Below are 25,113 nucleotides of genomic sequence, written 5' to 3'. Positions count from 1 at the left end.
CCTCAGTCGTCGGACTCGCGGCGGGCCCGGCGCAGCAGCACGTATGCCGCACCCGTGCCGCCGTCCTCCGGTGGCGCGGAGATGAAGGCGAGCACGTTGGGCTGCTCACGCAGCCAGGCGTTGACCAGAGTCTTGAGAACCGGCCCACGATCGCCGCTGCCGATCCCCTTGCCGTGGACCACTTTCACGCAGCGCGCTCGCTCCTGGCGCGCTTCGGCCATGAAGTCGCTGAGCACCCTGGTGGCGCGGACCGTGGTCAGGCCGTGCAGGTCGACGGCCCCCTCGATCCGATACTGCCCCCTTCGCAGCTGGCGCAAGGTGGCGGTGGCGACCCCGGGCGCGCGGTACTCGAGGGGTTCGCCTCGACCCACCATCGGCAGGGACTGCGCGCTGAACGCATCGGCGGTCGATGCCTTGTCGATCGGGCGCGGGCGGGCTGGGCCGTGCGTTCGTGGCAGCACGCTGAGCGCATCATCCGCGTCAAGCCTGCGCACGTCGCGCATCGCGTCGCGAAACAAGCGCTGAGCCTCTCGCTGTTCGTCAGCGTCGTCGCCGCCCGCCATGGTCCCTCGCCCCCGCCAGATCGGGTGTGAATGCGAGCATGGATGCTCGCCCGATCCAGTATAGTAGCGCCTGAGCACGCAAGGCCGCCGCGGCACGCCGCACACACGAGAAACGCGAGCGCATGAAGGTACTGATCAGCAACGATGACGGCTATCGCGCACCCGGTATCCGGGCCTTGCGCGATGCAATCGCTCCGCTCGTTGAGCAAACCGTCATCGTGGCACCGGATCGCAATCGCAGCGGCGCCAGTAACTCGCTCACCTTGGAGCAGCCCGTACGTGTCTGGAAAGATGCGCAGGATGTCTACTTCACCAACGGCACCCCCACCGATTGCGTGCACTTGGCAGTGACCGGCGGCCTGTTCGACTTCGAGCCGGACATGGTGATCTCCGGGATCAACCATGGACCTAACCTCGGCGATGACGTGCTGTACTCGGGCACAGTCGCGGCGGCGATGGAAGGGCGCTTCCTGGGCTTACCAGCCCTCGCGATGTCCCTGGCTTCGCCGCGCAGCCGTTTCATGTCTGCCGGTGCCCACGTGGCGGCCGAGCTGGTGCGTCGCTTGATGGCCGATCCCTTGCCCGCGGACACGATTCTCAATGTCAACGTGCCGGCTGTCGCGGTTGAAGATCTTGGTGGGTACCGCAGCACGCGCCTTGGCCATCGACACAAAGCCGAACCGGCGATCCCGTCCACGGATCCGCGTGGAGCCCGGATCTATTGGGTGGGGCCTGCTGGCGAAGAGCAGGACGCGGGGGAGGGCACGGACTTTCACGCGCTCACCGAGGGCTGCGTCTCCATTACTCCGCTTCAGGTCGACCTAACGCGCCACTCGGCCTTGCCGAGCCTCGCCGGCTGGGTGTCGGAGTTGGGCGCATGAGAGGCGAGGGTGGCGGCTCCTCGGGTATCGGGATGACCTCCCTGCGCACGCGCGAGCGGTTAGTCAGGCGGCTGGCGGAGCAGGGCATTTCGGACACGGCGGTACTGGATCGCATGCGCGAGGTTCCGCGCCATCTTTTCGTCGATGAGGCGCTAGCCAGTCGCGCCTACGAGGACAGCGCCTTGCCCATCGGGCACGGCCAAACCATCTCCCAACCCTGGGTGGTGGCGCGCATGACCGAAGCGATCCTCGCCACCCAGCCGCGGCCCGCTAAGGTACTGGAGATCGGTACGGGCTGCGGCTATCAGACCGCCGTGCTCGCGGGGCTGGTGCGTATGGTCTACAGCGTGGAGCGTCTAGGGCCGCTGTACGACCGTGCTCGCGAGCAGCTGCGCTCTTTGAAGCTCGCAAACGTACACCTGCGCCACGGTGATGGCTGGGAGGGCTGGACGACCTACGCCCCCTACGATGCCATTCTGTGCACGGCGGCACCTGCGCGGGTGCCGGCGATGCTGGAGTCTCAGCTTGCCGAAGGAGGACGTTTGGTGATTCCCGTGGGTGGGCGTCGCGCTCAACAGCTTATATGCATTCGTCGCCAGGGCGATCAATTCGAGCGCGAAGTGTTGGACCCTGTGGTGTTCGTGCCCCTAGTTGAGGGGCGCGCTTGAGCGCCAAGGGGGGTTGGTTCAGCGCCCTTTACGCGTGGGTGATGGGTCGCGCAGGCACGCCGCAAGCCACCTGGTATCTCGGCGGCTTGAGCTTCGCCGAGTCCTCCTTTTTCCCGATTCCACCCGACGTGATGCTGATCCCAATGACGTTGGCACGGCCGACGCGGGCATGGTTTTTGGCGACCATCACCACTGTTACATCCGTGACCGGAGGGCTGTTCGGTTACCTCATCGGTGTCATCGCTATCGAGAGCATTGCCCCGCTCCTGGAACGTGCCGGTTACGTTGAGGCCTACGAGTTGGCGCGGAACTGGTTCGAACGCTGGGGCTTGTTGGCGGTGCTGGCGGCCGGCTTTTCGCCCATCCCATACAAGGTGTTCACGATCGCAGCAGGTGCCCTCGGCATGTTCCTGCCGGGATTCGTGCTGATGTCCCTGCTCGGTCGGGGCGCGCGTTTCTTTCTCGTGGCCGGGTTGATGAAGGCGGGCGGACCCGCCATGGAGGCCGCCGTAAGACGTCACGTGGAGTGGCTGGGGTGGGCGCTGGTGCTCGCCATTGCCGTGTTGATCGTGGCGCTCACCTTCGGACACTGAGCGATGCGGGCCGGGCGCGCAGGTGACCGGGTGGACTTGCTTCGGCGCAGTGCTTGCGCGGCGTGGATTGCGGGCGCTGCCCTGATGGTGCTCAACGCCTGCGTCGTGGTGTCCGAAGACGATACGCCCTACCAGCCGGCGAAGCCCACGCACTACACGGTGTTGCCTGGCGACACGCTGTACGCGATCGCCTTTCGCCTCAAGGTTGACTGGCGAGATCTGGCCCGCTGGAACGGACTGGACAACCCCTCGCTGATCCACCCCGGCCAGCGCTTGGTGCTGAGCGAGCCGCCGAGCAAGCGACGTAGCCAATCGACGCGCGTGGCCCGTCGTTCCACGCCATCGTCCCAGTCGTCATCGACGGCGCCAAGGCAACGTCGACCGACCCGCGCCAGTACACCAGCGCCGAAGACCTCACCGCCTCTGTCCACGCCAGCGGCGAGCGTCGCGTCCGCCCCTAGCTGGCGTTGGCCGGCGAGTGGTCCGTTGGTTGCTACCTTCAGTGATCCAGCGGAGGCCGGGCGCGGAATCGACGTGGGTGGAAAAAAGGGCGACGGTGTGCGGGCCGCGGCGAGCGGTCGCGTGGTGTACACCGGCAGTGGACTTCGCTACTACGGGAATCTCGTGATCATCAAGCACGACGACACGTTCCTAAGCGCCTACGGATACAACGACGCGCTGCTGGTTTCCCAGGGTGATGACGTGCGCGCCGGTCAGCGTATCGCGCGTATGGGTTTAGGCCCGCGGCAGCAGCCACGGCTGCACTTTGAGATCCGCGTCAACGGCAAACCCGTCGATCCCCTGCGCTACCTACCGGCACGTGATAGTGGTCGCTGACGCCCGGCTAGAGGATGAGGGCCGCCGCCACGCGCCGTCCGTCCACCACCAGCACGTTGTAAGTCCGGCAGGCCGCAGGGGTTCTCATCACCTCGAGGCCAATGCCCCGTTCGGCGAGCTCGGCGATGAGCGCGACAGGTGGGAATGCCTGGGTCGGGCCGGTGCCGAGTACGCAAATGTCCGGGTGCCAATCCAACAGGGGCTTGAGTGCGTTGAGGTCCAGTTCGCTAACCGCGGGTGCGTCCCAGGGGCAGACGAGCTCCGAGGGGCTCATCAGCACGGGGGTGTCCACCTCCCGGTCAGCCAGGCGCAACAAGCCCGGTTGGTAGGCGCGGACCAGATGCACGCCCGACTCCGTATGTAGGGTCAGCTTCACGCGATCTCCTCGACACTCGCGGGTGAGCGGGGCATGGTACCGCTCCTCGGCTGAGCCCGCCTCGACCCCGCTGCGACGACCAAGCCATGACACGTGCTACGCGCCACACCGTCGATCTTGTCCTCACTGCCGACTGGCTGGCCCGCCTGCGTGCGAGCGTCACGGGTGGGGAGATCACCTACCTAGGAAAGTTACTCGCTCGCGCGACTTCCCGAGCGCTTTGCGATTCTGCATCCGTCGATTGGCCGGGGCTGCTAGGCGCCCTATGGGGCGCGCCGTTGAGCGGCTGGCCCAGCGCGGCCTTCGCCTTGGCTGGGGAAGACCCTTGTCAGCTCGCCAAGGCCTTCGACGCGCCTGCCCGTTGGTGGCGCGCGGATCCGGTCCATCTGCTGGCGGCCATCGATCACGTGCGCTTGGCTGCCGCGGGCCCGGCCCTCGCCTTGAGCAAGGAGGACGCGAACACGCTCGCCAGCCCCCTGCAGGACCACCTGCGAGGGGTCGGCTTAGATCTGGAGGTGCTCAGCGCCACCCGCTGGTACCTGCGTGCCAACCGGCCTTGGAATGCGCAAAGCGTGGCCACCGCCTTTGCCGCGGGCCGCGATCTGCGTGCCCTGTTGACCACGGGGCCCGACGCGACCGCGCTGCTAGGTCTGGCGACGGAGTGCCAGATGTTGCTGTCGCAAGCCCCTCTCAACGAGGGGCGGGACCAGTGCGGCCTACCCACAGTCAACTCCCTATGGCTTTGGGGTGGGGGCGTGGAGCTGCTGCCCGAGCTGCCGGCTTGGGCGGCCGCGCTTCCGCGGCTGGTGAGCGCTGAGCCGGAGCTGTTGGGTGCCTGGGCTTACGCGGGTCGCCTCGACGGAAACTCCCACGCTGATGCAGGATCGCCAGGCGCGCGCCGTGCCCGATTGCTCGAGGCGCTCGCCGGCCCAGGCAATCTGCTGATCGTGTTGGATGCCGCGTACCTCGATGCGACCGAGTCAGCGCAGGCCAGCCGCGTCTGGTTGGAGGCGGTACTGGCCAAGCTCGTCGCCCGCCGCGGCACATGCGTGCGTCTGGTGGCAGGGGCGAGTCTTTGGCAGTTTCCAACGGGCCTTAGGGCGCGACGTTGGTGGCCTAGCCCAGCTCGGGTAGTAGACCTCACGCAACTCCTGGACGGCAGCGGCGGTCGGGCTGATGCCCACCCATGGTATTCTCGCGGGCTTCGCCAACCGCCACCGTCATAGGAGATTCTAGCTCGATGGAAGACGTGAGCCAGCTGCGCGCCACCATTGCCGATCTTGCATCTCGCAGCGAGCAGCTCAGGGGGTATCTTTGACTACGCCGGAAAGGCCGACCAGCTAGAGCAGGTGCTCGGCGAGCTCGAAGACCCGGAGGTTTGGAGTAACCCGGAACGCGCCCAAGAGCTGGGCCGCGACCGAGCGCGCCTGGAAGAGATCGTGCAGGGCTTGGACACGATTAGCCAGTCCCTGGAAGACGTCGCTGAGCTGCTCGATCTCGCCGTCGAGGAGAACGAGGAGAGCGCGCTCGAGGATGTTCGAGCAGAGCTCGAGAAAGTGGACGCGCGGGTAGGCTCCCTGGAGTTCCAACGCATGTTCTCCGGCGAGGCAGACGCGAGCAACGCCTTCGTCGACATCACCGCCGGCGCCGGCGGCACGGAGGCCCAGGATTGGGCCGGCATGCTCCAGCGCATGTACTTGCGCTGGTGCGAAGCCCACGGGTTCTCCGTGGAGATTATTGAAGAGTCCGAGGGCGAAGTCGCCGGCATCAAGAGCGTAACCGTGCTCGTTAAGGGAGCCTATGCATACGGTTGGCTGCGTACGGAAACCGGTACGCATCGTCTCGTTCGCAAGTCACCTTTCGATTCCGGGAACCGTCGCCACACATCATTTGCCTCGATCTACGTATCGCCTGAAATCGACGACTCGGTAGAGGTGGAGATCAACGACGGCGACCTGCGAATCGATGTCTACCGCGCATCTGGTGCGGGCGGTCAGCACGTGAACCGAACCGAGTCCGCCGTGCGAATCACACACCTGCCCACCAACATTGTGGTCCAGTGTCAGAACGATCGATCCCAGCACAAGAACAAGGCAACGGCCATGAAGCAGCTTCGCGCCAAGCTCTTTGAAGAGGAGATGCGCAAGCGCCGGGAGGCCGCACAGATCGAAGAGGCGGGTAAGAGCGACATAGGCTGGGGCACGCAGATTCGTTCCTACGTTCTCGATCAGTCCCGCATTAAGGATCTGCGCACCAACGTCGAGATCGGCAACACGCAAGCCGTGCTCGACGGTGACCTCGATCCCTTCCTAAAGGCCAGCCTCCAGCAGGGCCTCTGATCCACCATCACACGATAGCGCCTTCCATGAGCACCTCTTCCGACGACGAGAACTTCCTTATCGCAGAGCGACGTCGCAAGCTCGCCGAGCTTCGCGAGGCGGGCAACGCGTATCCAAACGACTTTCGACGCGACGCGCTTAGCGCTGAGCTGCATGCGGCAGCAGAGCGCTTGGACAATGACGCCCTCGAGGCGAAGGCGTTACGGGCGAAGGTTGCCGGGCGCATGATGGCCAAGCGGGTCATGGGCAAGGCCAGCTTCGCCCAGCTGCAGGACGACGCTGGGCGCATCCAGCTGTACATGCAGCGCGATGGCCTACCTGAGGGGGTCTACAAGCAGTTCAAGACCTGGGACGTGGGCGATCTGATCGGCGTCGAAGGCACTTTGTTTCGCACACGCACGGGGGAACTCTCGGTGAAGGCGGAGCAGGCGCGCCTGCTGACCAAGTCCCTGCGGCCCCTGCCCGATAAGTACCACGGCCTCGCCGATCAGGAGATGCGCTACCGCCGCCGCTACGTGGATCTCATCGTCAACGAGGAGAGTCGTCGCGTATTCCGCACCCGCGCCGCCATCGTGCGCGCCATGCGCGAGTTTCTCAGCGCTCGCGATTTCATGGAGGTGGAAACGCCGATGATGCAGGTGATCCCAGGCGGTGCCATCGCCCGGCCCTTCATCACTCATCACAATGCACTCGATATGGATCTGTTCCTGCGCATAGCGCCCGAGCTATACCTTAAGCGCTTGACCGTGGGTGGCTTCGAGCGCGTTTTCGAGGTCAACCGCAACTTCCGTAACGAGGGGCTGTCCGTTCGCCACAATCCCGAGTTCACGATGCTCGAGCTCTACGAGGCCTACGCGGACTATGACGACATCATGGACCTTACGGAGGCGATGGTTCGCGATGCCTCGCAGGTGGCCCTAGGAAAGCTCCAGTTTCCCTACCAGGAGCGCGATTACGATCTAGCTCAGCCGTTCCGTCGCGTGAGTGTGACCGACGCGGTGCTCGCGGACGACCCCACGCTCGACGCCACGCGCCTGCGCGATCGCGATTACCTGGCCGAACGCTGCGCTGATGCGCAAATAGAGACGAAGGTGGATTTCGGTGCAGGGCGATTGCTGATGGAACTGTTCGAGGCTCGCGTGGAGCATACGCTGCTCGACCCCACCTTCATCACCGGCTACCCCACGGAAGTGTCGCCCCTGGCCCGCTGCAGCGACGACGACCCGTTCCTCACCGATCGCTTCGAACTATTTATCGCGGGTCGTGAGATCGCCAACGGCTTCTCGGAGTTGAACGACCCGGAGGATCAGGCGCAGCGCTTCCGCGACCAAGTCGCGGCCAAGGACGCGGGCGACGACGAGGCCATGTACTACGATGCAGACTACGTGCGGGCCCTTGAGTACGGCTTGCCACCTACTGGGGGGCTCGGCGTAGGCATCGATCGCCTAGTGATGTTCTTCACCGATTCGCCATCGATACGGGACGTGCTGCTGTTTCCACACATGCGCCCGGAGTCGCCGGCCGCCGAAACGGCGGCCGACAGTGACGGGGCTTGAGGCCGCGCAGACTTAGGCTGATACGACCGCTTTCGGTCCATTTGCCTTCGCGGTCGTCTTGTCCCGAGCCCCGCAGGAGCCCCGAACGACAACACGCGGCGTCAGGGTGCACGTGTCGGCAGACTCGCCGGCGATAATCTGCCGCAGGCAATCGACCATGAGGCGGCCACCCTCGGCGATCTGCTGGTCGACCGTGGTAAGCGACGGCGAGCTATAGGCCGCCAACCGCGTGTTGTCGTAGCCGACTACCGCCACATCCTCGGGTACGCTTCGGCCGCTCTCCTCGAGTCCGCGGATGGCTGCGAGGGCCAGCAGGTCGCTGGCCGCGAACACCGCATCGGCGTCGAGGGTGGCCAAGGCCGGCGCCAGGCGGGCCTCGAGATGCTCATCGCTGGCTGGGATGTCGATCACCGAGACGCGATCGCCGCTGCCGGGTTGGTTCGCATCCAGGGCTTCACGCAGGCCCTGCAAGCGCATGGAGAACTCCGGCGTTGTGGGGTCGCCTAGGAAAGCGATGCGCCTTCGACCGAGACTCAGCAGGTGGCGCGCGACGGCGGCGCCGCCGGCGCGGTTGTTGGTCGAGACGGTGCACACGTCTTCCGGCTGTGATATCCCCCAGACCACCAGGGGGGCGCCGCGTTCGCGCAGTTCTCTCAGGCCCTGGTCGGGAATCGCACCGCCGATGGCGGCGATACCATCTGCGCGACACGCCGCGATGAAGTCGGCGTGCCAGTCGCGGCGGGTGCCGCCTTTGACCAGCAGCACCTCGTAGCCGCGATCCGCGGCCGTATCGGCGATGCTGGCGAGCAGATCGGTGACGAAGGGGTCGGCGGCGAAGCGACCTGTGTGCGGGTCCGTCGGCGCCACCACGGCGATCGTGCTGCTGCGTCGCAGGCGGAAATTCCGCGCGCTGATGTTGATTTGGTAGTTGTGCTCGCGCGCCAGCGCCTGCACCCGCTCGCGAGTCTGGTGATTCACCAGCGGGTTATTGCTTAGGGCGCGGGACACGGTGGAGGGTGACACGCCGGCGAGGCGTGCGAGCTCGGCCATGGTGAGGCGCTGCTTCGACTTGGTCTTGTCGTCCATTACATTGGGTCCGTCCCTGCACGGGGGGCGCTGCAGGATGCGGCATCCCGTTAGATAGACTATCTCATCTGCTGCACTGCAAGCCAAGGGGGGCTTGCCACGATTGTCGACGCCTAGCGAGGCAGCTCCAGCGGTGTCAGTGTGCCCCCGGGCGCCTCATGCTCTCCGCGGGCGGCCAAGCGCAAGGCGTGTTGGGCCAGCTCGAGCTGGAGAACGGCGAGTACCTCGGACTGGCCTGCGAGCAGCACGCTGCCGGCCTTTTGCCACCTCCCATTGGGCAATTGCGCTTCAATATGCGCCCCAGGAATCACGTTTTCCTCGTCGATTCCGTAGCGGCGCAGGCGTCGCTTCACGCGACCGAGATAGTGGGTGCGGGCGATGACCTCTTGCCCCGTGTAGCAGCCCTTTTGAAAGCTGATTCCCTCGAGCAAGTCGAGATCGAGCATTTGGGCAACGAACTCCTCGCGTGTCGCTTCGCTGGTGATCCACGGAATTCCAGCGCTGATATCGCGCTGCCACCAGCGCTCGTCGTCGGCCGGTGCCTGGGAGGGCTCCGCCGGAGCAAGGCTCACCGATAGGACTCTCGGGTTCGGATCTGGCCAACGGATGGCAAGCTGCCCATCGCTCAGCCAGCGCGCCTGCCAGCGCGAGGCCGGCGCCGATTCAGCGTCGAAGAACCGTTCGGCCATGGTGCCGCTGAGGCCCTGGAAATGCGCCTCGGGCGTCTCCGCCAGCGCGACCTTCGAGCGCAACACGAACATACGCAGGCGGTTGAGCAATTCGCTCGTGCCAGCCTTGGGCACCACGAGACCGAAGTCGTGAGCGGAATTGCGAATCACTAACATCACGGAGAAGACGCGCCCGCGCGCCGTGCTCAGACTCGACAACTGCGCCGGTCGATCCGGTCCCAAGGCCGTAACGTCGTTGCTCAGCTGTCCCTGCAAAAAGGACTCGCTATCGACGCCGGAAACGCTAATCAGGGCCAGCGATTCCAGGGTTGCAAGCCAGTTGCCACTCTTGTCCGTATCCACCGAATTTCCCTTCAAAAAGTCCAACCGCCGTGTTTGATCGCACACCGGGCTTCGGAGAGAATAGCCCGCGTCCTCTTTCGATGTCCGGAGTGTAGTTCATGGCCCAGACGCCTCCCACCGAGAGCCCGCCTTCGTCGCCCGATGCAGAGAGTCCCTCGGACGCGCCGACCGCGAGCGAGCGATCAGAGACGAGCTCCGACCGCGGAGAGCGCGAGATCGGAGGCCGCGACGGCCCGGAGCCCACACGCTTTGGCGATTGGGAGAAAAACGGTCGCTGCATCGACTTTTAGAGCCCCCACCTTCGCGATCACCTGACGCGCGAGTATCCACCAGGAAGCAAACACTGCATGTCTCCTTCGACGCCGTCGTCGCGGCCCCTGTCGCCGCATCTACAGGTATATCGCCCGCAGCTCACCTCCGTGCTGTCTATCTCTCACCGCGCGACCGGCGTGGTAAATCTGCTCGGGCTCGCGGCGCTGGTCTACTGGCTCGCCTCTGCCGCCGCCGGACCGAAGGCCTACGCGAGCGCTGTCGCATACCTAACGAGTCCACTCGGGCTAATCCTGCTCGTCGGAGTGACCTACGCATTTTGCTATCACCTGTGTAACGGCATTCGACATCTGCTCTGGGATACGGGGCGGAACTTCGAAATCGCGCAGATCTATCGAAGCGGCTGGATTGTGGTGGGTGCGTCCGTCGCTCTGACGGCCACCCTGTGGCTAGGTGTCATCGGCATTGGGGGCGGGCGATGAGCCGTCGCAGCGCGCTCGGTCAGGTACTCGGTCTCGGATCGGCGAAGGAAGGCGCCGAGCACTGGTGGTCGCAGCGCGTGACGGCCGTGGCGCTCACGCTGCTCGGCCTGTGGTTCGCGGTTGCCGTCGGGCAGCTTGCGGGCAGCGGTACGCTAAGTCATGAAGGGCTCGCGGCCTGGCTCGCCTCTCCGGTCAACGCCGTGTTCACGGCGATGTTCGTGGGCACGGCCTGCTACCACTCGAATCTAGGTATCCAGGTGATCGTCGAGGATTACGTGGATGCCGATACGCTCAAGGTGCCGGGGCTGATCCTGGTCAAGTTTGTTCACTTCGCACTCGGTGCCATCGGTATCTACGCCGTGCTGCGGATCAGTTTCGGAGGCACGCCATGATCGCTGGCGACTACAAGATCGTTGACCACACCTATGATGTGGTAGTGATCGGCGCGGGCGGTTCGGGTCTGCGCGCTACCCTAGGATTAGCAGAAGCCGGCCTAAACACTGCTTGCCTAACCAAAGTGTTCCCCACTCGCAGCCACACGGTGGCGGCTCAGGGGGGCATTAGCGCGGCCCTCGCCAACATGGGTGAGGACGATTGGCGCTGGCATATGTACGACACGATCAAGGGTTCGGACTGGTTGGGGGATCAGGACGCCATCGAGTACATGTGCAAGGAAGCGCCGGACGCGGTGATCGAGCTCGAGCACTACGGCGTGCCGTTCTCGCGTACGGAGGAGGGCAAGATCTACCAACGCCCCTTCGGCGGCATGACCACGCACTTCGGTAAGGGCACGGCACAGCGCACGTGCGCGGCCGCCGACCGCACAGGCCATGCGATGCTGCACACCCTCTACCAGCAGTCCCTGAAGCAGGACGCCACCTTCTTCATCGAGTACTTCGCCCTCGATCTCATTATGCACGAGGGCGAGTGTCGCGGTGTGATGGCGTTGAACATGGCCGAGGGCACGCTGCATCGGTTCCGCGCGCAGATGGTGATCCTGGCCACCGGCGGCTACGGTCGCGCCTACTTCTCCTGCACGTCCGCGCACACCTGCACCGGCGACGGCAATGGCATGGTGCTGCGCCAGGGGCTGCCCCTGCAGGATATGGAGTTCGTTCAGTTCCACCCCACGGGCATCTACGGCGCGGGCTGTTTGATCACTGAGGGCGTGCGGGGCGAGGGCGGCTACCTAACGAATTCACAGAACGAGCGCTTTATGGAGCGCTACGCGCCCAACGCCAAGGATTTGGCCTCCCGGGATGTCGTATCCCGCTCCATGACCATCGAGATCCGGGAGGGGCGTGGTGTGGGCAAGGAGGCCGATCACATCCACCTGCATCTTGAGCACCTAGGGCCCGAGGTAATCCACGAGCGCTTGCCCGGTATCGCCGAGACCGCGCGAATCTTCGCTGGCGTCGACGTGACCAAGCAGCCGATTCCCGTGCTGCCAACGGTGCACTACAACATGGGTGGCGTGCCGGCCAACTACCACGGCGAAGTGGTGACCCTGCGCGATGGCGATCCCGAGTCCGTGGTGCCTGGACTGATGGCCGTAGGCGAGGCGGCCTGCGTGTCAGTGCACGGCGCCAACCGTCTGGGCTCGAACAGCCTGCTCGATCTGGTCGTCTTCGGGCGTGCCGCGGCCAAGCGCTGCGCCGATATTGTCAAACCTGGCGCGCGCCAGCCGGCGTTGCCGAACGATGCGGGCGCATACGCTATCGAGCGCCTGGATCGACTACGTCACGCCAAGGGCGAAAACGGTACCGCGGCTTTGCGGCTTAAGATGCAGAAGATCATGCAGAGCAACGCGGCGGTGTTCCGCACGGGCGAGACGCTGGAGGAGGGCTCGGCGGGCATGCAGGAAGTGGTGCAGGAGTTTGCCCACGTCGGCGTGTCCGATAGGTCGTTGATCTGGAACACAGACCTTGTGGAGACCTTGGAGCTCGACAACCTGCTCACGCAGGCAGTCGCCACCGTGGAGGGCGCGCGCAACCGCAAAGAGAGCCGTGGCGCTCAGGCGCGCGAGGACTTCCCGGATCGTGACGACGATAACTGGATGAAGCACACGCTCATCTGGGTTGAGGACGACGGCAGTTATCGGATCGACTATCGTCCTGTGCACATGCGAACGCTGACCGATGAGGTCGAGGTGGTGCCGCCTAAGGCGCGCGTCTACTAGGTCTCCTGCGGTGATGGCTAGATAACAGAGGAATATGTCGTGGCTCAGTTCCGACTGCCAAAGAACTCCCGTATCGGCAAGGGCAAGCAGTATCCTGTTGCCAAAGGGGTGAAGAACAAGAAGCGCTTCGACATCTACCGCTACGATCCAGACTCGGGCGCCAACCCGCGCGTGGATAGCTACGAGGTCGACATGGACGAGTGCGGACCGATGGTGCTCGACGCCTTGATCAAGGTGAAGAATGAGATCGATCCGACGCTCACGTTCCGTCGCTCTTGTCGCGAAGGCATCTGCGGCTCGTGCGCGATGAACATCGATGGCACCAACACGCTCGCCTGCACCAAGGCCTGCGACGAGGTGAAGGGGGACGTGAAGATCTTTCCCCTACCACACATGCCGGTCATCAAGGACCTCGTGCCTGACCTAACGGGGTTGTACGCTCAGTACGCATCCGTGAAGCCCTGGTTGCAGTCGCGTACGCCGGCGCCACCGGACAGCGAGCGGCTGCAGTCTAAGGAGGATCAGCAAAAGATTGATGAGCCCTCAGCGTGCATTCTCTGTGCGTGTTGCTCCACCTCCTGCCCGAGCTACTGGTGGAACAGCGACCGTTACCTGGGGCCGGCGGTCCTGCTCCAGGCCTACCGTTGGATCGTCGATAGCCGCGACGAAGCGACCGGTGAGCGACTGGATGATTTGGAAGACCCGTTTCGCCTCTATCGCTGCCACACGATTCTCAACTGCACGCGTACCTGTCCTAAGGGCCTGAATCCGGGGAAGGCGATCGCTGAGATCAAGAAGATGATGGTGGAGCGCCGGCACTGATCTCGATGCCAACTACTCACCGAGCCCCTTGCGACTCCTCGGACGGACCTCGCGCGCTGTGAGCGAGGCAGATCCTCGTGCGCACCTGGCCCGTTTGCGCTGGCGCTGCCGCCGGGGCATGCGCGAGCTCGACGTGGTGCTGAGCCGCTATCTGGATCGGCACTACGGCGAGGCGCCAGCCCCGCGTCAGGCCGCCTTCGAAGCGCTACTGGAGCTCTCCGATCCGGAACTATTCGACCTGCTGCGGGGGCAGACGGAAGCTTGCGACAGAGACGGGGAGGCTATCGTTGCCGAGCTTCGACGCACCCATTCGGACTGAATATGGGCCATCTCGGTGGCTGACCCTGTGGCGCAGCACCTGCGCCGGCGCCACCGTGCTCGCCGCGCTCGGCATACTCTCGCTCCACGCAGGGCCGTGGGCCTGGCTCGCCGCCGCCCTAGCCCTTTTCAGCGGTAGTGTCGGCGCCAGCCGGCTCGCCTTCCCATCGCAGAGCGGCGGCGGGTCGCAGCTCGAGCTTCACGCCGACGGTACCTTGTACGTGCGGCGCGAGGCAGGCGCGCCGGAGGTTCTGCAAGCTGGTGAGGTGGCACTGGTCAAGCGAGGCCCCTTTCTCACCCTGAGTGGGCGACGGCTGGCGCGCGTGACGGGGGATCGGCGGCGAACGGTTCACCTGTACCTAGCGGCGGACGCCGTGCCGCAAGACCAATGGCGTCGGCTCTGTGCCTGGTCACGGGCGGGGTTACCGCGTTCGCCGAACGACGCTCCGAGGCGCCGGCTGTGACCTGCCGCACAGCTCGAAAGGTCGAATCAGGCCTCCACTCTCCCCATCGCTGTGAAGTTGAGAACTTTCCTCCACTGCATCGGTCTGACTTTGCAGGGAAGGCAGGACTGAGTGAGTAATCGCACGACGGACCAGCTGCTGGTAGAGCGAGCGCAGCGCGGAGACTCCACGGGATTCGATCTGCTGGTCACCAAGTACCAGCACAAAATCGTGCAGCTCATTCGCCGTTATGTACACGATCCGCAGGAGTCGTTGGATGTGGCGCAGGAGGCCTTTATCAAGGCGTTCCGCGCGCTGCCGAACTTCCGCGGCGACAGCGCGTTCTACACCTGGCTGTACCGCATTGCGATCAACACCGCGAAAAACCACCTGGTCGCGGCCAGACGACGGCCTATCGACTACGATTTCGATCCTCAGGATCAGGAGCAGTACGACTTGCAGGGGCGCTTGAAAGACGTCGACACTCCCGAGGGATTAGCCCTAACCGGGGAGATTCGACGTACGATCGAGCGTGCCATCGAGGAACTCCCGGAGGACTTGCGCACCGCGATCATGCTGCGCGAACTCGAGGGTTTGAGCTACGAGGACATCGCCAACGCCATGGACTGTCCCGTCGGCACCGTGCGCTCGCGAATCTTCCGGGCCCGCGAGGCCATTTCAAAACACCTACAGCCGTTGCTTGACTAGGGAATTCGGCCGTGAACGACACCACTTCAAATCACGATCCAGGCCGCGAGCAGCTATCCGCGTTTCTCGATGACGAACTGGCACCCGATGAGGCACGGTTCCTCCTTCGGCGCCTGGAAGCGGATTCTGACTTGACGCGTCACCTCCACCACTACGCCGCCATCGGCGAGGTGATGAGGGGGCACTCGGCGCCGCTGCAAGGCGACCTAGTCGAGCGTGTTAGACGCGCTATCCACGGCGAGGCGAGTCCGCCGATCGCATCGACCGATGCCCCCGAGTCGGCGTCGGGCGAGGCGGCGAGCGGTGGCCTGCTGCCCCTCGCCCGCGTAGCCGCCGCAGCGCTGGTGGCTGGCGTGGTGGTCTTTACGGTGCTACCGCGGCCCGATGCGGGACCCACGCTTGCGGACTCTGGCGAGACGGCGCTTGAAGAGGCCCTGTTCCCCACCGTGCCGCCGGTGACGTCCGCGGGAGGTGAGGGCGTGCTGGTAGAGGTGCCCGGCAATGCGGCCTTCGCCAGCTATCTGCTCAAGCACGCGAGCACGGTGGGCCCAACCGTGCGCCCGGATTTCGTGGCGTCGCAGCGCGCCTACGACCATCTGCAGCCGGCGACGCGCCCCGCTGATGAGGAGGAGGCTGCCTCGCAGGACAACCAGCAGTGATGCACATCCGCCCAGCGACGTCCCGCGCACCGGTGGGGCTCACGTTCCTCCTGTTGGCGAGCACGAGCGTCAGCGCTGGCGAGCCACTGGCCTGGCTGCAGCGCATGAATGCGGCCGTCGACGGGCTGAACTACACGGGTACCTTCGTGCATCTGTCCGGCAGCGAATCCCGGACGATGCAGGTGGTACACCGGGCCGCTACCGGGCGCTCCCCCGTCGCCGAGCGACTGCTGTCCTTGGACGGCCCTGAGCGCGAGGTGCTACGCCAGGACAAGGTGACCCGTTGCACGATGCCAGCCGATCGCGCCGTCGTAATCGATTCGGGCGGGGAGAGCCCACTGCGGGCGGCCCTGCCGAACTACGAAGGCGGCGTACAGGACCTCTACAACATCACCTTTCTCGGCGAGGAGCGAGTGGCCGGTCGCCGCACTCGCCGCATCGCCGTGCGACCTCTAGACCGCTTTCGCTTTGGTTACCAGTTCTGGTTGGATACGGCTACAGCCATGCCGCTGAAGACGATGACCGTTGGAGAACACGGCCGTGTGGTGGAGTTGATGCACTTCACCGAGATCGCGTTTCCAGCGACCGTCGATGAGGCGTTGCTGGCGCCCACCCTGCCCAGCGATGGCTATCGAACCCTTCACCCTTCCCCGGTCGCCGAGCATGAGTTGCGTGCCGAAACCGAGTGGACTGCGGACCGCCTGCCGCGCGGCTTTCGGCTCTCGATCGCAACGCGCGAGCTCGCTGAGGAAGGGCCGACGGCCGAACACCTGGTCTACTCTGACGGCCTGGCGTCCGTCTCCGTTTTTATCGAGCGGACCCGCGCCGCCCGTCGCGCACGCACCACCTTCGCTGAGCTGGGCGCGGCGAACGCCTTCTCGCGCACGCTCGGTGCCTATCAGATCGTCGTCATTGGCGAGGTGCCGGCCGACACGGTCACCATGATCGGCCGTTCGATTCGCCCGGCGGCCCCCCCCGAGCCCTAGGGCCTCACCCTCTGCTCGCTGCCCGAAGCTCGTGACACGTGACGCCCGGCCGCAGTTCGCTGGCGGACGGCGGGTATACTCCGCCCCCATGGACAATATCCGAAACTTCTCGATCATCGCGCACATCGACCACGGCAAGTCGACGCTGGCCGATCGCTTCATCCAGATCTGCGGCGGCCTGACGGAGCGCGAGATGGAGGCCCAGGTGCTCGACTCGATGGATATCGAGCGCGAGCGCGGCATCACCATCAAGGCCCAGAGCGTGCACCTTCGTTACAAGGCGCGCGACGGAGAGACCTACGAGCTGAACTTCATCGATACGCCCGGCCACGTGGATTTCTCCTACGAAGTCTCTCGGTCGTTGGCGGCGTGTGAGGGCGCCCTACTCGTTGTCGACGCCGCCCAGGGGGTCGAGGCGCAGAGCGTGGCGAACTGCTACACGGCCATCGAGCAGGGGCTGGAGGTGGTGCCGGTTCTTAACAAGATCGACCTGCCGGCCGCCGATGCGGACCGGGTGGCCCAGGAGATCGAGGACATCATCGGCCTCGAGGCGCTCGATGCGGTGCGCGTGAGCGCTAAAACCGGTATCGGGGTCGAAGACCTCTTGGAGGAACTGGTCAAGCGTATCCCCTCCCCCGAGGGGAGCACTGGGGAGCCTCTGCAGGCCTTGATCATCGACAGTTGGTTCGACAACTACGTTGGGGTGGTGTCCCTCGTGCGCGTAGTCAACGGCGAGCTGCGCAAGGGGCAGCGCATGCGCGTGATGTCCACGGGCCAAGACTACGAGGTGAGCCGGGTTGGCCGCTTCACCCCGAAGATGCTCGACACGGACAGTATCAGCGCTGGCGATGTGGGCTTTGTGATCGCCGGCGTGAAGGACATCGGCGGGGCCCCTGTGGGCGATACGCTCACCCACCCGAAGCGGCCATGTGCCGAGCCGCTGCCTGGCTTCAAGCAGGTGCAGCCACGAGTATTCGCGGGCCTGTTCCCGGTCAATTCCGAGGACTACGAGGACTTTCGCGAGGCACTCCAGAAGCTCACCCTCAACGACTCGGCCCTGAACTACGAGCCGGAAACCTCCGCGGCCCTCGGCTTCGGCTTCCGTATCGGTTTTCTAGGCATGCTGCACATGGAGATCGTGCAGGAGCGCCTAGAGCGTGAGTACAACCTGGACCTGATCACCACGGCGCCCACCGTGATCTACGAGTTGCTGACGACCGCCGGAGAGACGATCAAGCTCGATAACCCGAGTGATCTGCCGAAGGTCAACGACATCGAGGAGCTGCGTGAGCCGATCATTCGCGGCAGCATCCTCGTGCCCCAGGAACACGTGGGGGCGGTCATCGGCCTGTGCATAGAAAAGCGCGGTGTACAGAAGCGCATGCAGTACACCGCCTCGCAGGTGCAGCTTGAGTTCGAACTGCCGCTCGCTGAAGTCGTGCTCGACTTCTTCGACCGCCTAAAATCCGTGAGCCGCGGCTACGCCTCCTTCGACTACCACTTCGAGCGCTTCCAGGCGGCGCCACTTGTGCGGCTGGACTTGCTGATCAACGGCGACCGAGTGGACGCCTTGTCCATCATTACTCACAAGGACAACGCGCAGCGGCGCGGTCGGGAGCTGGTGGAAGCCATGGTCAAGCTGATTCCTCGGCAGATGTTCGACGTTGCGGTACAAGCAGCAATTGGCAGCCATGTGCTGGCTCGCGGCAACGTCAAAGCGCTGCGGAAGAACGTGACCGCAAAGTGCTATGGCGGCGACGTGTCGCGCAAGCGCAAGCTGCTCGAAAAGCAGAAAGAAGGCAAAAAGCGAATGAAGAAGCTCGGCTCCGTGGATGTGCCCCAGGAGGCATTCCTCGCGGTGCTGCGCGCCGACTCGGGCGGGGGCAAGAAGTAGGGCGCCAGCGCCTTCGCGCTTACCCCCTCGCCCGGTTACCCCACGCCTACTAACCTAACGCCGAAAGCGAGCCGTTCCTGATGTTCAAACTCCTATCGTTACCGACCGTGCTCATCATCGCTGCGATTAGTGGTGCGATCGTCGTCGGTGATTTGGTTCTGATGCGAAGCGGACGACAGGCGCGGGGCGAAGCACCGCCGGCTTGGATCAGCTCTGCGCGAACGGTCTTCGCGTGGACCCTCGTCATCGCCCTCCTGTGGTGGACCATCCTGATCGAGGGCTTGGAGCTAGCGCTCGTCGTGGGTGCCCTGTTGACGGGTGTTGTCTACGCCCTGGAGGTCGGTTTCCTGCGCAAGCGGCGCATCGAGGCGCTGGGGGAGGAGGCGCCAGAGCCACCTGCGGTGGAGTACGCGCGCTCGTTCTTCCCCGTCATCTTGCTAGTGCTCGTGGTCCGCTCGTTCCTGTTCGAGCCTTTCCGCATCCCCTCAGCTTCGATGGTGCCGACCCTGCTAGTCGGCGACTTCATCTTCGTCAACAAGTTCTCCTACGGCATTCGCTTGCCCGTACTGCGCTCAGAGGTGCTGGATTTCGGCGAACCGGAGCGCGGCGAGGTCGTGGTGTTTCGCCTGCCCTCGGACAACCGAACCAACTACATCAAGCGGGTGATCGGCCTACCCGGTGACACGGTGACTTACCTCAACGGAGTTTTACTCATCAACGGTGAGCGAGTGGAGATGGAGCCTATCGAACGCTACACCGGTCCCGGTGCGGAGGAGTCGCCTGAGCCCCAGGTGCTCCTCAGGGAGCGTTTGGGAGAGCGTGTTCACGATGTGCTGCAGATCGAGCGACCTAACTACAGGCACGGAAGCGGTGAGTGGGTGGTGCCCGCCGGTCACTACTTCATGATGGGGGATAATCGCGACAACAGTCAGGACAGCCGCTACCTCAACGCTGTCGGATTCGTGCCCGAAGAGAACCTCGTGGGACGGGCTGAAATCGTCTGGCTCAGCGTCAAGCTGCCGTCCGGTTTCGGCTTGCCAGGAATTCGCTTCGGCCGCTTCGGCGACAGCATCACCTAGGGGATTTGTCAAGCATGCCCAGTACCTCGACCGTGAATCCCGGTATCGCCCCCCCCTGGCGTGGCAGCCGGGGGGTAACCCTGCCCACCTTGATCGTCATCTTGGCCGGCTTGGCCCTTATTGCTTTGGGCGTGTTTCGGCTGATCCCCGTATACATCGGCCACATGAAGGTGGTGGGAGCCATGACGAGCGTCCAGAACGAGTTTGAGGGAGAGAACGCGAGCCGCTTGGAACTGCTCGCCGCGCTGGAGAAGCGCTTCGATATCGAGATGATCGACATCATCCGGTATCGCGACGTGAAGGTGGAGCGCGACGGTGACTTCATGAGCATGACGGCCCAGTATGAGAACGAAGTGCCTTTCATCGCCAACGTGCACTTCCTCGTGCGCTTCGACCACTCCGTGTCCATCGCTCGCGACAATTGACAGACCTGCGCAAACTCACGCGGGCGATCGGCCATGAGTTTGCGGACGGCGAACTGTTGGCGGCGGCCCTTACCCATCGCAGCGCGGGCGGACGCAACAACGAGCGCCTGGAGTTTCTGGGCGACGCTGTGTTGGGGCTGGTCATCGCCGAAGCGCTATTCCGGGCTCGAGACCAGGCCCGTGAGGGAGAGCTCAGTCGCCTGCGTGCCAGCTTGGTCAAGCGAGACACGCTGGCCGACGTGGCTCGCGAACTCTCCATTGGCGATTACCTTCATCTCGGCGTCGGGGAACACCGTAGCGGGGGCTTCCGACGGTCGTCGATTCTGGCCGATGCGCTGGAGGCACTGTTCGGTGCGATCTACCTCGACGCCGGTTTCGATGCGGCCCGTGGTTGCGTGCTACGCCTGTTCGGGTCGCGCTTGAGCGATCTGCCCGATGCCGCCCAGAAAGATCCCAAGACTCGCTTGCAGGAGCTGCTTCAAGCGCGCGCCCTCGCACTGCCGCGTTACGAGCTCATCGCCACCCAGGGACAGGCGCACGCCCAGCGGTTCACTGCCAGCTGTGCGGTGGAAGACCTTGCCCTACTCACCCGAGGCGACGGCACCAGTCGCCAGCTTGCGGAACAGCGCGCAGCTGCGCTGATGCTGGAACGGCTAGAGGCAGCCGGCGAATAGGGCAGCTGGAGGATTCCGCTTCGCTTGCGGGCAGCGACGCATGGCCCCAAGCTACGCGCATGAGTGAGACGGACTCCCCCGAACATTCCACGCCCTCGCCGGCGCCAAAGGTCTTTCACAGCGGCTTTGCGGCGCTCGTCGGCCGACCGAATGTAGGCAAATCGACGCTGCTGAACGCACTTGTCGAGCATCCCGTGAGCATCGTGAGCCCGCGCCCGCAGACCACCCGGCATCGGATCCTGGGCATACGTACGCGCGAGGACTACCAGCTCGTCTTCATGGACACGCCCGGCATGCATCGCCACAGCGGCGGGCGGGCGATGAATCGCTATCTCAACCGCACTGCCGTCTCCACGGCTGCCGAAGCCGATCTGGAGCTGTTCATAGTCGAAGCGCTCCAGTGGCGGGCCGAGGACGCGCAAGCCCTGGAGAAGTTGCGGGCGACGCAGCTGCCCGTGATCGCCGTCGTCAACAAGATCGACCAAGCGCGCCCTCGCGATCGGCTGTTGCCCTTTCTGGAGGAGCTTAGTAAGCGCGCCGAGTTCGCGGCGGTGGTGCCCGTATCGGCCACCAAGAAGGAAAATCTCGAGGCCCTGGAGCGGGCGGTCGTCGATCGCCTGCCGCAGGGCCCCATGCTGTTTCCCGCAGATCAGGTGACCGATCGCAATGCTCAGTTCCGGGCCGCGGAGATCGTTCGTCAGAAGCTCACGATGCGTCTACGTGAGGAACTTCCCTACGGCCTGACGGTGCAGATCGAGGAATACGTTGAGGCAGGGCGCGGTCTGCGTATCCAAGCCCTCATCTGGGTGGAGCGCGAGGGGCAGAAGGCGATCGTGGTCGGCAAGGGTGGACTGAATCTGCGAGAGGCCGGTCGTGCATCGCGTTTGCAGCTAAAGCGTGAGGTGGGCGTGCCGGTAGACCTGCGCCTGTGGGTAAAGGTGAAGGCTAACTGGGCCGACAACGAGCAAGCGCTGCGTTCACTCGGCTACGAGAACCCGTGAGTCGGTGCGAACTCGAGTCGGCGTGGGTGCTGCACCACCACCCCTATCGGGACAGTTCTCTGTTGCTCGAGCTGCTCACGGCCAATCATGGGCGCGTCGGTGTCATCGCCCGCGGGGCTCGCAGCGCAAGATCTAAATCACGCGGGCTCTTGCAGCCCTTCCAGTCGCTGCTCGTGAGCTGGGCCGGGCGGGGCGAGCTTGGCACCTTGGCCACCGTGGAGCGCGACCGAGCCTCTCCTCGCCTCCCTCCTGCACAGCTGATGGCCGGCTTCTACGTTAACGAGCTGTTGCTCAAGCTGCTGCAGCGCCAGGATCCGCATCCCGAGGTCTTCGATGACTATCAGGTCGTGATCCGTTCCCTCGCGTCGGCGGGGGATGATCAGTCTGCGGCTCGCGCCCTGCGCTTGTTCGAGAAGCGCCTACTCGACGCGTTGGGCTACGGGCTCAATCTCACCCACGAGGGCCTAAGCGGCCGTCCAGTGCAGGGCGGTTGCGATTACCATTACTACGCAGAGAGCGGCCCGGAGCCTGCGGGCGTTGCCGAAGGCGCTACCGTGGTGTCGGGCGAGGCTCTGCTTGCCCTGGCCGCCGAGCGCCTTGAGGAGGCTCAGCACCTGCAGGTAGCTCGCCAACTTCTCAGCGAGGCGCTGCAGCGCCAGCTTGGGGGGCGCGCCTTGCGCACTCGGGAGGTCGCGAAAGCCACCGTGCGCCGTCGGCGCACAAGCGCAGCAAGCTCGACGGCGGAGCGCTAGCGCATGATTTACGGCATCGGCACTGACCTAATCTCAATCGAGCGCATCGAGAATATCTATGCTCGCCATGGCGAGGGCTTCGCCGAACGTATCCTCATGCCCGAAGAGCTCGAGCGCTTCTCCACCACGAAGCACAAGGCTCGCTACCTAGCTAAACGCTTCGCTGCCAAGGAGGCCATCGTTAAGGCCCTCGGCACGGGCTTTGCCCGCGGGCTGTGGGTGCGTGATGTTGGAGTGGCGTCCGACGAGGCGGGACGCCCCTCGCCGATCTTCTCGGCGCGCGGCGAGGAGGTGCGCGAGCGGCTAGGCGTGGGAGAGGGCTTCCTCACCCTCACCGACGAGGCTGGCTTGATCGTGGCTGTGGCCGTGCTGTTGCGTGCCCAGGCGGGGCCGAGCGCACACTAGGGTTCTGCACGGCTAGCCATTGGAGAATTCGCAGCTACTCTTTACCCCGAGGTGCGTCGCACCTACGCCCGTGGGCCCTGCCACGCGCGTCGTCGCGCCGCGCCCAGGAACAGGCGCGACTAGTTCGACGAACTCACCGGCCGAGACACCGGGAGGCGGCGAGCAGGTGAGCGCGCGTTGACGGATCGTGAGCAATCGCCGATGCGCGGCAAGGGTTCGCGCGCCGGTGCGTCCGGCGCCAAGCCCCGCCCGCGCAAGCGTGCGGCGCAGACCGTACGAATCGATGATCTTACTCATGACGGCCGTGGTGTTACCCATATCGATGGGAAGGTTGTGTTCGTCTCACGAGCGCTTCCAGGCGAACTTGTGCGCATCGCCCGGCGCCGCAGCCACCGCCGCCATGATGAGGCCGAGTTGCTCGAGATTCTCGAGCCCAGCGATAGACGCATCACGCCTCGCTGTAAGCACTTCGAAATCTGCGGTGGCTGCTCGATGCAACACATCACCGCGGCCGATCAAATCGAGGCGAAGCAGCGCGTGTTGCTCGAGAACCTCTCGCGCATCGGGCAAGTCACGCCCGAGCGTGTGTTGGAGCCTCTCACCGCGCAGCCTTGGGCCTACCGTCGCCGGGCGCGCCTCGGGGTGCGCCACGTGCGATCGAAGGGACGGGTGCTGGTCGGTTTCCGCGAGCGTCTCAGCCCGACCATCGCCGACATAGACAGCTGCGAGATTCTCAGCGCGCCGGTTGGGCATTTGCTCCACCCACTGTCCGAGCTCATCAGGGCGCTCACAGTGCGCGAGCGAATCGCGCAGATCGAGGTGGCTCAGGGCGAGGACGCGACCGTACTCGTGCTACGCAATCTGGCACCGCTATCCAGTGCGGACCTGAGCGCGCTACGCGCGTTCGAGCGCGCACATGGCGTTTGCCTCTGTTTGCAAGCGGCGGGGCCCGAAAGTGTCGTCGACGTAGACGGCGCGCCATCGCCCACGCTCCATTACACCTTACCAGCCTTCGCAGTCACGATTGGTTTCCTGCCAGGTGACTTCGTGCAGATCAACGCGCGGTTGAACGAGAGAATGGTGGAGCGGGCCGTAGAGCTGCTCGCGCTGCAAGGTGATGAGAAGGTCCTCGATCTGTTTGCCGGCGTCGGTAACTTCACCTTGCCCTTGGCGCGGCGGGCATCGCAGGTGGTGGCGGTGGAAGGGGAGGGAGCGCTCGTAGCTCGCTTGCGTGACAATGCGCTACGCAACGGCTTGGAAGGCAAGATCCAGGCCCACGTGGCGGATCTCTCCGAAGACATCACACCGTTCCCATGGGCGAAGGGCGCTTACGATGCACTCCTGCTCGATCCCTCGCGCGCCGGCGCGCACGGCGTAGTGCCGATGGTGAGGCGCTGGAAGCCAGCACGGATCTGCTACGTCTCCTGCCATGCTGGTACGCTCGCGCGGGACGCTGGTAAGCTGGTGAATGAACATGGCTATCGCTTGCGTCAGGTGGGCGTGATCGACATGTTCCCGCATACAGGCCACGTCGAGTCGATCGCAGTGTTCGAGCGCGGGCGCTGAGGGGCTGTCTATGGAACGGTCCATTAGCGTACATGTGGATATCGCCTCCCAGCGCTTGCGGTGGTCGGACGGTCACGGGCACGCGCAGAGTTTCCTTGTATCCACGGCCGCCAGTGGTATCGGGCAACAGATGGGCAGTGAGCAGACGCCTCTCGGGCGGCACGTCGTTCGGGCGCGCATAGGGGATGGCGCTCCCCTGCGCGCGGTGTTCGTCGGTCGTCGTGAAACGGGCGAGATCTGGTCGCCCCAGCTGGATGTCCAGTTTCCGGCGCGCGACTGGATACTGACACGGATTCTCTGGCTCAGCGGGACGGAGCCCGGATTAAATCGTCTCGGGCGCGTGGATAGCATGCGTCGCTACATCTACATCCATGGCACGCCGGACGATCAGCCTATGGGGCGTCCTGCCTCCCACGGCTGTGTGCGAATGCGCAATGATGATGTGCTTTGGTTGTTCGACCACGTGCCGGTAGGCACTCCCGTGACGATTGCGGCGAGCGCTGCGACGGGTTGAATAGCT

Annotated in this window: 30 protein-coding genes; 26 read left to right on the top strand and 4 right to left on the bottom strand. The window is 64.6% G+C overall.

Annotated features, from left to right (window positions below):
* Nucleotides 1-2: 2 nt before the first annotated feature.
* Nucleotides 3-563, bottom strand: coding sequence for a Smr/MutS family protein (locus tag AAGA68_12280; protein MEM9385833.1), 561 nt, complete (start codon nucleotides 561-563; stop codon nucleotides 3-5).
* 122 nt (nucleotides 564-685) lie between these two features.
* Here AAGA68_12280 and surE point away from each other — a divergent pair, with 122 nt between their 5' ends.
* From surE to AAGA68_12260, 4 genes are read left to right on the top strand one after another with little or no spacing between them, the layout of a single operon-like run.
* The gene (gene surE, locus AAGA68_12275) at nucleotides 686-1,444 is read left to right on the top strand and encodes a 5'/3'-nucleotidase SurE (protein ID MEM9385832.1); all 759 of its coding nucleotides are present in this window, start codon (nucleotides 686-688) and stop codon (nucleotides 1,442-1,444) included.
* The gene (locus tag AAGA68_12270) at nucleotides 1,441-2,112 is read left to right on the top strand and encodes a protein-L-isoaspartate(D-aspartate) O-methyltransferase (GenBank protein MEM9385831.1); all 672 of its coding nucleotides are present in this window, start codon (nucleotides 1,441-1,443) and stop codon (nucleotides 2,110-2,112) included. The genes surE and AAGA68_12270 overlap by 4 nt, the downstream gene beginning before the upstream one ends.
* Nucleotides 2,113-2,153: 41 nt before the next feature.
* On the top strand, nucleotides 2,154-2,705 hold the full coding sequence (locus tag AAGA68_12265; protein ID MEM9385830.1) for a YqaA family protein: 552 nt from the start codon (nucleotides 2,154-2,156) through the stop codon (nucleotides 2,703-2,705).
* 30 nt (nucleotides 2,706-2,735) lie between these two features.
* Entirely contained in the window at nucleotides 2,736-3,542 is an 807-nt protein-coding gene (locus tag AAGA68_12260; GenBank protein MEM9385829.1) for a peptidoglycan DD-metalloendopeptidase family protein, read from the top strand.
* A gap of 7 nt (nucleotides 3,543-3,549) precedes the next feature.
* Here the strand turns inward: AAGA68_12260 and AAGA68_12255 are convergent, their stop codons facing one another.
* Entirely contained in the window at nucleotides 3,550-3,918 is a 369-nt protein-coding gene (locus AAGA68_12255; protein MEM9385828.1) for an Mth938-like domain-containing protein, read from the bottom strand.
* An 86-nt stretch (nucleotides 3,919-4,004) separates the two neighbouring features.
* Here AAGA68_12255 and AAGA68_12250 point away from each other — a divergent pair, with 86 nt between their 5' ends.
* The 3 genes from AAGA68_12250 (at nucleotide 4,005) to lysS (ending at nucleotide 7,813) form a co-directional block, all read left to right on the top strand.
* The gene (locus AAGA68_12250; protein MEM9385827.1) at nucleotides 4,005-5,144 is read left to right on the top strand and encodes a hypothetical protein; all 1,140 of its coding nucleotides are present in this window, start codon (nucleotides 4,005-4,007) and stop codon (nucleotides 5,142-5,144) included.
* 14 nt (nucleotides 5,145-5,158) lie between these two features.
* Nucleotides 5,159-6,257 (top strand): peptide chain release factor 2 gene (prfB, locus tag AAGA68_12245; protein ID MEM9385826.1). Its coding sequence is split into 2 segments (ribosomal slippage): nucleotides 5,159-5,233 and nucleotides 5,235-6,257, totalling 1,098 coding nucleotides; the frame shifts between segments, so codons are not numbered across the junction.
* Between the two features lie 26 nt (nucleotides 6,258-6,283).
* A complete protein-coding gene (gene lysS / locus AAGA68_12240) occupies nucleotides 6,284-7,813 on the top strand; it encodes a lysine--tRNA ligase (protein ID MEM9385825.1) in 1,530 nt (509 codons plus the stop codon).
* 12 nt (nucleotides 7,814-7,825) lie between these two features.
* Here lysS and AAGA68_12235 read toward each other — a convergent pair whose 3' ends face one another.
* On the bottom strand, nucleotides 7,826-8,899 hold the full coding sequence (locus AAGA68_12235) for a LacI family DNA-binding transcriptional regulator (GenBank protein MEM9385824.1): 1,074 nt from the start codon (nucleotides 8,897-8,899) through the stop codon (nucleotides 7,826-7,828).
* A 113-nt stretch (nucleotides 8,900-9,012) separates the two neighbouring features.
* A complete protein-coding gene (locus AAGA68_12230; protein MEM9385823.1) occupies nucleotides 9,013-9,930 on the bottom strand; it encodes a hypothetical protein in 918 nt (305 codons plus the stop codon).
* 98 nt (nucleotides 9,931-10,028) lie between these two features.
* On the opposite strand from AAGA68_12230, the gene AAGA68_12225 reads away from it, so the two are divergent.
* The 19 genes from AAGA68_12225 (at nucleotide 10,029) to AAGA68_12135 (ending at nucleotide 25,107) form a co-directional block, all read left to right on the top strand.
* Nucleotides 10,029-10,220 carry a DUF1674 domain-containing protein gene (locus AAGA68_12225; GenBank protein MEM9385822.1) on the top strand — a complete coding sequence of 64 codons (192 nt, stop codon included), beginning with the start codon at nucleotides 10,029-10,031 and terminating at the stop codon, nucleotides 10,218-10,220.
* A 57-nt stretch (nucleotides 10,221-10,277) separates the two neighbouring features.
* Complete coding sequence (sdhC, locus tag AAGA68_12220; protein MEM9385821.1) at nucleotides 10,278-10,682, top strand: succinate dehydrogenase, cytochrome b556 subunit; 405 nt, start codon at nucleotides 10,278-10,280, stop codon at nucleotides 10,680-10,682.
* Nucleotides 10,679-11,074, top strand: a complete 396-nt coding sequence (sdhD, locus tag AAGA68_12215) for a succinate dehydrogenase, hydrophobic membrane anchor protein (GenBank protein ID MEM9385820.1) — start codon at nucleotides 10,679-10,681, stop codon at nucleotides 11,072-11,074. The genes sdhC and sdhD overlap by 4 nt, the downstream gene beginning before the upstream one ends.
* Nucleotides 11,071-12,861, top strand: a complete 1,791-nt coding sequence (gene sdhA / locus AAGA68_12210) for a succinate dehydrogenase flavoprotein subunit (GenBank protein MEM9385819.1) — start codon at nucleotides 11,071-11,073, stop codon at nucleotides 12,859-12,861. The genes sdhD and sdhA overlap by 4 nt, the downstream gene beginning before the upstream one ends.
* A gap of 39 nt (nucleotides 12,862-12,900) precedes the next feature.
* Entirely contained in the window at nucleotides 12,901-13,683 is a 783-nt protein-coding gene (locus AAGA68_12205) for a succinate dehydrogenase iron-sulfur subunit (GenBank protein MEM9385818.1), read from the top strand.
* Between the two features lie 58 nt (nucleotides 13,684-13,741).
* Nucleotides 13,742-14,002: a succinate dehydrogenase assembly factor 2 gene (locus AAGA68_12200; protein ID MEM9385817.1), complete on the top strand. Its 261-nt coding sequence runs from the start codon at nucleotides 13,742-13,744 to the stop codon at nucleotides 14,000-14,002.
* Nucleotides 13,971-14,465, top strand: a complete 495-nt coding sequence (locus AAGA68_12195; GenBank protein ID MEM9385816.1) for a hypothetical protein — start codon at nucleotides 13,971-13,973, stop codon at nucleotides 14,463-14,465. The genes AAGA68_12200 and AAGA68_12195 overlap by 32 nt, the downstream gene beginning before the upstream one ends.
* A gap of 111 nt (nucleotides 14,466-14,576) precedes the next feature.
* Nucleotides 14,577-15,152 (top strand): RNA polymerase sigma factor RpoE, encoded by a 576-nt coding sequence (gene rpoE, locus AAGA68_12190; GenBank protein MEM9385815.1) that lies wholly within the window; start codon nucleotides 14,577-14,579, stop codon nucleotides 15,150-15,152.
* Between the two features lie 11 nt (nucleotides 15,153-15,163).
* A complete protein-coding gene (locus AAGA68_12185; protein ID MEM9385814.1) occupies nucleotides 15,164-15,811 on the top strand; it encodes a sigma-E factor negative regulatory protein in 648 nt (215 codons plus the stop codon).
* Nucleotides 15,811-16,797, top strand: coding sequence for a MucB/RseB C-terminal domain-containing protein (locus tag AAGA68_12180; GenBank protein MEM9385813.1), 987 nt, complete (start codon nucleotides 15,811-15,813; stop codon nucleotides 16,795-16,797). Before AAGA68_12185 ends, AAGA68_12180 begins: the two co-directional genes overlap by 1 nt.
* A gap of 88 nt (nucleotides 16,798-16,885) precedes the next feature.
* The gene (gene lepA / locus AAGA68_12175; GenBank protein MEM9385812.1) at nucleotides 16,886-18,691 is read left to right on the top strand and encodes a translation elongation factor 4; all 1,806 of its coding nucleotides are present in this window, start codon (nucleotides 16,886-16,888) and stop codon (nucleotides 18,689-18,691) included.
* Nucleotides 18,692-18,771: 80 nt separating this feature from the next.
* On the top strand, nucleotides 18,772-19,770 hold the full coding sequence (lepB, locus tag AAGA68_12170; GenBank protein MEM9385811.1) for a signal peptidase I: 999 nt from the start codon (nucleotides 18,772-18,774) through the stop codon (nucleotides 19,768-19,770).
* Between the two features lie 14 nt (nucleotides 19,771-19,784).
* Nucleotides 19,785-20,195: a DUF4845 domain-containing protein gene (locus AAGA68_12165; GenBank protein MEM9385810.1), complete on the top strand. Its 411-nt coding sequence runs from the start codon at nucleotides 19,785-19,787 to the stop codon at nucleotides 20,193-20,195.
* A complete protein-coding gene (rnc, locus tag AAGA68_12160; GenBank protein MEM9385809.1) occupies nucleotides 20,192-20,869 on the top strand; it encodes a ribonuclease III in 678 nt (225 codons plus the stop codon). The genes AAGA68_12165 and rnc overlap by 4 nt, the downstream gene beginning before the upstream one ends.
* Before the next feature lie 59 nt (nucleotides 20,870-20,928).
* Nucleotides 20,929-21,870 carry a GTPase Era gene (era, locus tag AAGA68_12155; GenBank protein ID MEM9385808.1) on the top strand — a complete coding sequence of 314 codons (942 nt, stop codon included), beginning with the start codon at nucleotides 20,929-20,931 and terminating at the stop codon, nucleotides 21,868-21,870.
* The gene (gene recO, locus AAGA68_12150; protein MEM9385807.1) at nucleotides 21,867-22,622 is read left to right on the top strand and encodes a DNA repair protein RecO; all 756 of its coding nucleotides are present in this window, start codon (nucleotides 21,867-21,869) and stop codon (nucleotides 22,620-22,622) included. The genes era and recO overlap by 4 nt, the downstream gene beginning before the upstream one ends.
* Before the next feature lie 3 nt (nucleotides 22,623-22,625).
* Nucleotides 22,626-23,027 carry a holo-ACP synthase gene (gene acpS, locus AAGA68_12145; GenBank protein MEM9385806.1) on the top strand — a complete coding sequence of 134 codons (402 nt, stop codon included), beginning with the start codon at nucleotides 22,626-22,628 and terminating at the stop codon, nucleotides 23,025-23,027.
* Between the two features lie 177 nt (nucleotides 23,028-23,204).
* Complete coding sequence (gene rlmD, locus AAGA68_12140) at nucleotides 23,205-24,593, top strand: 23S rRNA (uracil(1939)-C(5))-methyltransferase RlmD (GenBank protein MEM9385805.1); 1,389 nt, start codon at nucleotides 23,205-23,207, stop codon at nucleotides 24,591-24,593.
* 10 nt (nucleotides 24,594-24,603) lie between these two features.
* Nucleotides 24,604-25,107: a L,D-transpeptidase gene (locus tag AAGA68_12135; protein MEM9385804.1), complete on the top strand. Its 504-nt coding sequence runs from the start codon at nucleotides 24,604-24,606 to the stop codon at nucleotides 25,105-25,107.
* The last annotated feature ends 6 nt before the right edge of the window (nucleotides 25,108-25,113 follow it).

This window comes from Pseudomonadota bacterium (genome assembly GCA_039193195.1).
Lineage (GTDB): Bacteria > Pseudomonadota > Gammaproteobacteria > Steroidobacterales > JBCBZW01 > JBCBZW01.
Note: the sequence above shows the minus strand (reverse complement) of the source record. Positions and strands in the feature narration are given on the sequence as shown.

Excerpts from the sequence above, each read along its gene's own strand:
- AAGA68_12280 (MEM9385833.1), bottom strand. The coding sequence starts at position 563 with ATGGCGGGCGGCGACGACGCTGACGAACAGCGAGAGGCTCAGCGCTTG.
- surE (MEM9385832.1), top strand. The coding sequence starts at position 686 with ATGAAGGTACTGATCAGCAACGATGACGGCTATCGCGCACCCGGTATC.
- AAGA68_12270 (MEM9385831.1), top strand. The coding sequence starts at position 1,441 with ATGAGAGGCGAGGGTGGCGGCTCCTCGGGTATCGGGATGACCTCCCTG.
- AAGA68_12265 (MEM9385830.1), top strand. The coding sequence starts at position 2,154 with ATGGGTCGCGCAGGCACGCCGCAAGCCACCTGGTATCTCGGCGGCTTG.
- AAGA68_12250 (MEM9385827.1), top strand. The coding sequence starts at position 4,005 with ATGACACGTGCTACGCGCCACACCGTCGATCTTGTCCTCACTGCCGAC.
- lysS (MEM9385825.1), top strand. The coding sequence starts at position 6,284 with ATGAGCACCTCTTCCGACGACGAGAACTTCCTTATCGCAGAGCGACGT.
- AAGA68_12235 (MEM9385824.1), bottom strand. The coding sequence starts at position 8,899 with ATGGACGACAAGACCAAGTCGAAGCAGCGCCTCACCATGGCCGAGCTC.
- AAGA68_12225 (MEM9385822.1), top strand. The coding sequence starts at position 10,029 with ATGGCCCAGACGCCTCCCACCGAGAGCCCGCCTTCGTCGCCCGATGCA.
- sdhC (MEM9385821.1), top strand. The coding sequence starts at position 10,278 with ATGTCTCCTTCGACGCCGTCGTCGCGGCCCCTGTCGCCGCATCTACAG.
- sdhD (MEM9385820.1), top strand. The coding sequence starts at position 10,679 with ATGAGCCGTCGCAGCGCGCTCGGTCAGGTACTCGGTCTCGGATCGGCG.
- sdhA (MEM9385819.1), top strand. The coding sequence starts at position 11,071 with ATGATCGCTGGCGACTACAAGATCGTTGACCACACCTATGATGTGGTA.
- AAGA68_12180 (MEM9385813.1), top strand. The coding sequence starts at position 15,811 with ATGCACATCCGCCCAGCGACGTCCCGCGCACCGGTGGGGCTCACGTTC.
- lepA (MEM9385812.1), top strand. The coding sequence starts at position 16,886 with ATGGACAATATCCGAAACTTCTCGATCATCGCGCACATCGACCACGGC.
- lepB (MEM9385811.1), top strand. The coding sequence starts at position 18,772 with ATGTTCAAACTCCTATCGTTACCGACCGTGCTCATCATCGCTGCGATT.
- AAGA68_12165 (MEM9385810.1), top strand. The coding sequence starts at position 19,785 with ATGCCCAGTACCTCGACCGTGAATCCCGGTATCGCCCCCCCCTGGCGT.
- era (MEM9385808.1), top strand. The coding sequence starts at position 20,929 with ATGAGTGAGACGGACTCCCCCGAACATTCCACGCCCTCGCCGGCGCCA.
- acpS (MEM9385806.1), top strand. The coding sequence starts at position 22,626 with ATGATTTACGGCATCGGCACTGACCTAATCTCAATCGAGCGCATCGAG.
- AAGA68_12135 (MEM9385804.1), top strand. The coding sequence starts at position 24,604 with ATGGAACGGTCCATTAGCGTACATGTGGATATCGCCTCCCAGCGCTTG.